Raw genomic sequence first — 6,189 nt, 5'->3', positions numbered from 1 at the left:
AGGAAGGGCACCGATAGTGCCCTGACCGACGACAACGCCGCCAGCGGGCCGCCCGCCCCACACGCTGAGCGGTTCGCGGGTGGTGCGATGGCAAGGCGGAGGAAGGAAGGGCACCGATAGTGCCCTGACCGACGACAACGCCGCCAGCGGGCCGCCCGCGGGCCGCTCAGTCGAGGCGGAGGAGCCAGTTGTGGGCGTCGTCCCTACGTCCGTACTGGATGTCGGTCAGCTCCTCGCGCAGCGAGAGACCGAGCTCGCCAGTGGGCTGGGCATCTGAGAACTCCGCGGCCTTCAGCGCGCCGATCGGCGTGACCACGGCAGCCGTGCCGCAGGCGAAGACCTCGACGATGTCGCCGGATGCGACGCCCTCGCGCCACTCCGCCAGCGAGATTCCGCGGCGCTCGATAGCGTGGCCGCGCTCGGAGGCGAGCTGCAGCAGCGAGTTGCGCGTGACTCCGTCGAGGATCGTGTCGGAGTCGGGGGTGACGAGCGTGCCGTCCTTCTTCACGAACACGATGTTCATGCCGCCGAGCTCTTCGACATTGCCTTCGGCGTCGAGGAACACGACCTGGTCGCATCCCTGCTCCGCGGCCTCCGCCTGCGGCAGCAGGCTCGACGCGTAGTTGCCCCCGGCCTTCGCGGAGCCGGTGCCGCCCTGCGCCGCGCGCGAGTACGTCTCGCTGAGCCAGATGGTGACGGGCTTGACGCCGCCGGAGAAGTATGCGCCGGACGGGCTGCCGATCAGCCGGTAGTCGTACTTCTTCGCGGGACGCACGCCGAGGAAGGCCTCCTTGGCGTACATGAACGGCCGCAGGTACAGCGTCTGATCCGGATCGGACGGCACCCATTCGCCGTCGACGGCGATCAGCTCGCGCAGCGACTGCAGGAAGTACTCCTCGGGCAGCTCCGGCATCGACATCCGGCGGGCGCTTCTGTTCATGCGCTTCGCGTTCATGTCGGGGCGGAAGGTGTAGATGCCGCCGTCGGCGTGACGGTAGGCCTTCAGCCCCTCGAAGATCTCCTGCGCGTAGTGCAGTACGGCTGCTGCGGGGTCGAGCTGGATCGGTCCGTACGGGCGCACCTGCGGACGATGCCACCCGCCTTTCTCCGACCAGCAGATGTCGACCATGTGGTCGGTGAAGACCGAGCCGAAGCCCGGGTCGACGAGCAGCTGCTCGCGCTCTGCCTGGTTCTTCGCTGCGAGGTTCTTCTGAACCAGGAAGTCGAGCGGTGCGGGAGTTTCGGCCATGGTGATTTCGATCCTTAGCTGCGTGGGCGTCGGGGCCGGCGGGCCGTCTGCGACGCGACAGATTCCTAGGTTACGCCTGCACCCCGGCGGCGATGGCGTCGCCGATCTGGGATGTCGTGCGGGGCTCCTCACCGCGTTCGGCGATGTCGGCTTCGACGGCCGCGGTCACACCCGCCGCCTCGGCGGTGAAGCCGAGGTGCTCGAGCATGAGCGCCACGGAGGCGATCGCAGCCGTGGGGTCCGCAGCGCCCGTGCCCGCGATGTCGGGGGCCGAGCCGTGCACGGGCTCGAACATCGAAGGGAACGCGCCGTCCGGGTTGATGTTGCCGGAGGCTGCGAGGCCGATGCCGCCGGTTACGGCACCCGCCAGATCGGTGAGGATGTCGCCGAAGAGGTTGTCGGTGACGATCACATCGAAACGGCTGGGGTTCGTGACCATGAAGATCGTGACCGCGTCGACGTGCAGATAGTCTACGTCGACGTCGGGGAACTCCGTGCCCACTTCCTCCACGACGCGCCGCCAGAGCGAACCCGCGTTCACGAGCACGTTGGTCTTGTGCACCAACGTCAGCTTGTTCCGGCGTCTGCGTGCGGCTTGGAACGCGTAGCGCACGACCCGCTCGACGCCGAACGCGGTGTTCACGCTCGTCTCGTTCGCGACCTCGTGCGCAGTTCCCTGCCGGATCGCACCGCCGTTGCCGACGTACGGCCCCTCCGTGCCCTCGCGCACCACGACGAAGTCGATCTGACCCGGATCTGCGAGCGGGCCCGCCTGGCCTGGATACAGCTTCGATGGGCGCAGGTTCACGTAGTGGTCGAGCGAGAACCGCAGCTTCAGCAGCAGCCCACGCTCGATGTTGGCGTCGCGCAGGCGCGGGTCGCCCGGCTGCCCGCCGACGGCGCCCAACAGGATCGCATCGTGAGCCCGGATGGCGTCGAGGTCGTCGTCCGTGAGGGTGTCCCCGGTATCGAGGAAGCGCTGCGCACCCAGCGAGAAGCGTGTTCTGTCGAAGCGCACCTCCGTGCCCGCGGTCGCCGCGTCGAGCACCTTCTCCGCCTCGGCCACGACCTCTGGACCGATCCCGTCGCCGGGGATGACTGCCAACTTCACGACGCGCGACATCGCTCTCCTTCTCGTCGTTCCCTCACAGGCTGTTTCGCCCGTGGGCTTCCCATCAGCGTAGCCGTCGCGGGGACGGAAACGCGCCTCGGGCCGCGGTGTGCGGAACCCGAGGCGCGATGAATGCTCTGGGGCGTGACTCAGTCCTCGACGAGCTCGATCTGACGCACGAGCGAAGCACCGATCGCCGTGCCGAGATCGTCGAGCACCTCATCGGGCACGCGGGCGTTCACCGTGATCACAGCGATCGCCTGGCCGTCGACCTCGCGCGCGACCTGCATCCCCTCGATGTTGATGCCGGCGTCGCCGAGCTTCTTGCCGTACACCGCCACGATGCCGGGGCCGTCCTCGTACCGGATGACGACGTGGTGCCGCTCGAGGGGAACCTCGATCTCGTAGTGGTTGATCCGGACGAGCTTCTGCACCATACGCGTGCCTGCAAGCGTTCCCGCGACTTCGAGGGTCGACCCATCCGAGAGCGTGCCGCGCAGGATGGTGACGTTGCGGTACTCGGGGCTGTCTGCCTCCACGATCATCCGGGTCTCGATGCCGCGCTGTTCGGCGATCACCGGCGCGTTCACGTACGACACCGACTCGCTGACCACGTTGCGCAGGATGCCTTTCAGCGCAGCCAGGCGGTAGACGCTCACGTCGTAGTCGGCCAGCTCGCCGCGGACCTCGACGTCGAGCGACTGCAGGCCGCCGGCGGCGAGACCGCCGAACACCTGTCCGAGCTTCTCCACCAGATCGATGCCCGGGCGCACGAACGGGTCGATGGCACCGCCGGCGACGTTGACCGCATCCGGAACCAGGTCGCCCTCGAGTGCGAGCTTGACCGACTTCGCAACCGAGACGCCGGCCTTCTCCTGGGCCTCGCTCGTCGATGCGCCGAGGTGCGGAGTCACGACGACGTTGCTGAGCCCCGTCAGCGACGCATCGGCTGGCGGCTCCGTGGTGAACACGTCGAGGCCTGCGCCTGCGATCTCGCCCGCTGTGAGAGCAGCCGCCAGAGCCTGCTCGTCGATCAGCCCACCGCGGGCGACATTCACAACGTACGCGCTCGTCTTCATGGCCTTCAGCTCCGCCTCGCCGATCATGCCCGTCGTCTCCGGAGTCTTCGGCATGTGGATCGTGAGGAAGTCGACCTGCTTCACCAGTTCATCGAGACTGAGCAGCTCGACGCCCAGCTGCTGTGCGCGGGTGCTGGTGACGTAGGGGTCGTATGCCACGACGCGCATACCGAACGCCTGCATTCGCGCGGCGACGAGCGCACCGATGCGGCCGAGCCCGACGACACCGAGAGTCTTCTCGTACAGTTCGACGCCGCTGAAGCTGCTCCGCTTCCACTCGCCTGCCCCGAGCGACGCACGGGCTGCGGGAATACGGCGCGCAAGGCTGAGGATGTGACCGCAGGTGAGCTCCGCCGCGGAGATGATGTTCGAGGTCGGAGCGTTCACGACCATGACGCCGGCGGTCGTCGCGGCCTTGATGTCGACGTTGTCGAGGCCGACGCCCGCGCGGGCGATCACCTTGAGCTTCGGCGCATGCGAGATCGCTTCCGCGTCCATCTTCGTCGCCGAGCGGACCAGCACCGCGTTCGCCTCCGCCAGCGCCTCGAACAGCGCGGAGCGATCGGTTCCATCGATCTGACGGATGTCGAAGTCGGGCCCGAGGGCGTCGACGGTGGCGGGCGAGAGCTGTTCGGCGATCAGGACGACGGGCTTCGACACGTAGGATCCTTCGAGGCTTTGCGCGGGGGCGCGATGGATGACGCCGCGCCGCGCACCATCGCCGACGCGATCTGCGCCCAGCCTATAACCGGCGCGCGTCGGTGACGAATCAGTGCGGATCAGGACGTCACAAGCGCTGAGAAGTTGACGTAGGTGACGTAGGCGAGAACGTTCACCCAGAACACTCCGACGAGGGTGAGCCCCGTCAGCAGGAGCAGCGAGAGCGCGCCGACGCCGCGCCGACGACCGACCGAGAGGCCGACCGCGTAGACGGCGATCGGCAGCACGATCGTCAGCACCCACATGATCCACATCATCGGTCCGGAGCCTCGCAACCCGTCCCAGCCGTTCACGATCTGCGCGACGCCGTTCCAGACGGCGAATGCGTAGAGCAGACCGAAGAAGCCTGCGACTGCCGCGATGATCCAACGGGGAGCGCGCCGTGCGCGCGTGTCGTCGCTCACAGTCCCACCGCCCCCAGCATCACGAACGGCCACGGCACGAGCACCACGATCCCGGCGACGAGCGCGGTGAATCGCACCCATGGCAAGCGCCGCCTCGTCAGAATCCACGACGTCAGGAACCAGACGATCGGCGCGGCGATCGCGAGCGCGAGGCTCGCCGTGAGCATGGCGTCTGGCGCCAGCGGCCGCATGCGCAGCGCTGTGGCGATCCACCCGGCCGTCCAGAGCGCGTAGACGCCGCCGAGCACGCCGAGCGCCACCAGCGCGACATCGCCCATGCGGCGCGGCTCCGCAACGTCGCCAGCCGGCACTTCACCCGCGGATTCCTCGTTCTCCTCGTCCGCGACGTCGGCCGCCGATTCCGGCTCCTCAGCGGATTCGGCGGGTGCCGATTCGGCGCTGCCAACCGCGTCGGACGCCGGAGGCGCGGCAGCCTCATTCGGATGTTCGGCGCCCGTATCGAGGGTCGGGTCGTTGTCCCCGTCCCATGCGAAGGCGTCGTCTGCTCTCGACATACCTCCCAGCGTAGGCGGTTCCGTCCGCACGTCTGCGTAATCTGACGGTATGGAGGTTCTCTCCGCGGTCCGCGCCAAGCGCCGCGCACCGCTGCTGCAGATCGCGAAGTCCGCTGTCGCGATGATCGCGGCGTGGCTGGTCTGCGGCTGGCTCATCCCCGACGGCCCTCCCCCGGTGTTCGCTGCGATCGCGGCGCTGCTGGTCGTGCAGCCGAGCCTGAACCAGTCGTATCTGAAGGCGATCGAACGCAGTGCCGGCGTGGTGGTCGGCGTCGTCGTAGCCTCCGGCATCGCCATGCTCGTGGCCGACCCCGTGTGGTCGCTGCCGCTGTCGATCGTGCTCGCGCTCGGCGTGGCCTGGGCGGTCCGGATGACCGCGGGGACCACGAACCAGGTCGCGATCAGTGCTCTGCTGGTGATCGCGTTGGGTGCGGCGACACCGGGGTACGCGCTCGACCGCATCATCGAGACGGTGATCGGCGCGGCGCTCGGGTTCATCGTGAATCTGGTGCTGGTGCCTCCCGTGGCGATCGACCCGGCCCGCCGCGCCGTCGACGCGCTCGGCAACGAGCTGGCCGCGACGCTCGAGCGACTCGCCGATGCGCTCATGCGCCCGCAGACCCCTTCGCAGCTGACCGAGCTGATGGTGACGGCACGGCTGCTGCGTCCGATGCGCGAGGCTGCCGACGCCGCGATCGACGATGCCCGCGAGTCGCTCACTCTCAACCCGCGCGGTGGCCGCCACCGGGGCGGGTTCGCCGAGACCGTCGCCCTGCGCGACCGGTTCTCGCCGATCGTGACGCAAGTGGTCGGCATGACCCGCGCGTTCTACGACCGCTACGATTCCGCCGTCGCCGACGACGCGATCGTGCAGGGCATCGCCGAGCAGCTGCGACGCTGCGCCCACGATGTCGTGTTCCTGGTGCGCAGGGCGGACGCTGGCCCCGATGCCCCCGTCACCGAGACGCTGCCCGCGCTGACCCGACCTCTGCAGGTGCACAGACCGGACGGAGACAACTGGATCCTCGTCGGCTCTCTCCTGGAGGATCTCCGACGCGTGCACGAGGGGCTGACGGAAGACGATCCGCTCCCGTAGGCCGGCGAAGGGTCT

At 68.5% G+C, this 6,189-nt stretch carries 6 protein-coding genes; 1 reads left to right on the top strand and 5 read right to left on the bottom strand.

Features of this window, described 5'->3' with window-relative positions; all coding sequences use genetic code 11:
• Window positions 1-166: 166 nt before the first annotated feature.
• The 5 genes from DZG09_RS09280 to DZG09_RS09260 all read right to left on the bottom strand — a co-directional run bounded on the left by DZG09_RS09280 (window position 167) and on the right by DZG09_RS09260 (window position 5,078).
• The gene (locus DZG09_RS09280) at window positions 167-1,249 is read right to left on the bottom strand and encodes a branched-chain amino acid aminotransferase (protein WP_119697281.1); all 1,083 of its coding nucleotides are present in this window, start codon (window positions 1,247-1,249) and stop codon (window positions 167-169) included.
• 70 nt (window positions 1,250-1,319) lie between these two features.
• Window positions 1,320-2,372, bottom strand: a complete 1,053-nt coding sequence (locus DZG09_RS09275) for a 3-isopropylmalate dehydrogenase (protein WP_119697280.1) — start codon at window positions 2,370-2,372, stop codon at window positions 1,320-1,322.
• Window positions 2,373-2,509: 137 nt separating this feature from the next.
• Entirely contained in the window at window positions 2,510-4,099 is a 1,590-nt protein-coding gene (serA, locus tag DZG09_RS09270) for a phosphoglycerate dehydrogenase (RefSeq protein WP_119697279.1), read from the bottom strand.
• A 119-nt stretch (window positions 4,100-4,218) separates the two neighbouring features.
• On the bottom strand, window positions 4,219-4,563 hold the full coding sequence (locus tag DZG09_RS09265; RefSeq protein WP_119697278.1) for a bacitracin resistance protein: 345 nt from the start codon (window positions 4,561-4,563) through the stop codon (window positions 4,219-4,221).
• Window positions 4,560-5,078, bottom strand: coding sequence for a DNA polymerase III subunit gamma/tau (locus DZG09_RS09260; RefSeq protein ID WP_119697277.1), 519 nt, complete (start codon window positions 5,076-5,078; stop codon window positions 4,560-4,562). Before DZG09_RS09260 ends, DZG09_RS09265 begins: the two co-directional genes overlap by 4 nt.
• A 49-nt stretch (window positions 5,079-5,127) precedes the next feature.
• Between DZG09_RS09260 and DZG09_RS09255 the strand changes: the two genes are divergently transcribed.
• Complete coding sequence (locus DZG09_RS09255) at window positions 5,128-6,174, top strand: FUSC family protein (RefSeq protein WP_119697276.1); 1,047 nt, start codon at window positions 5,128-5,130, stop codon at window positions 6,172-6,174.
• Window positions 6,175-6,189: the final 15 nt, after the last annotated feature.

Origin of the sequence: Microbacterium halotolerans (genome assembly GCF_003569805.1) — a bacterium.
In the GTDB taxonomy this organism is placed as follows: domain Bacteria; phylum Actinomycetota; class Actinomycetes; order Actinomycetales; family Microbacteriaceae; genus Microbacterium; species Microbacterium halotolerans.
The sequence above is the reverse complement of the archived record's forward strand: the minus strand, read 5'-3'. Positions and strand labels throughout refer to the sequence as shown.

Bases quoted from the DNA above. Each gene is read 5' to 3' on its own strand.
- DZG09_RS09280 (WP_119697281.1), bottom strand. From the start codon at position 1,249: ATGGCCGAAACTCCCGCACCGCTCGACTTCCTGGTTCAGAAGAACCTC.
- DZG09_RS09275 (WP_119697280.1), bottom strand. From the start codon at position 2,372: ATGTCGCGCGTCGTGAAGTTGGCAGTCATCCCCGGCGACGGGATCGGT.
- DZG09_RS09260 (WP_119697277.1), bottom strand. From the start codon at position 5,078: ATGTCGAGAGCAGACGACGCCTTCGCATGGGACGGGGACAACGACCCG.
- DZG09_RS09255 (WP_119697276.1), top strand. From the start codon at position 5,128: ATGGAGGTTCTCTCCGCGGTCCGCGCCAAGCGCCGCGCACCGCTGCTG.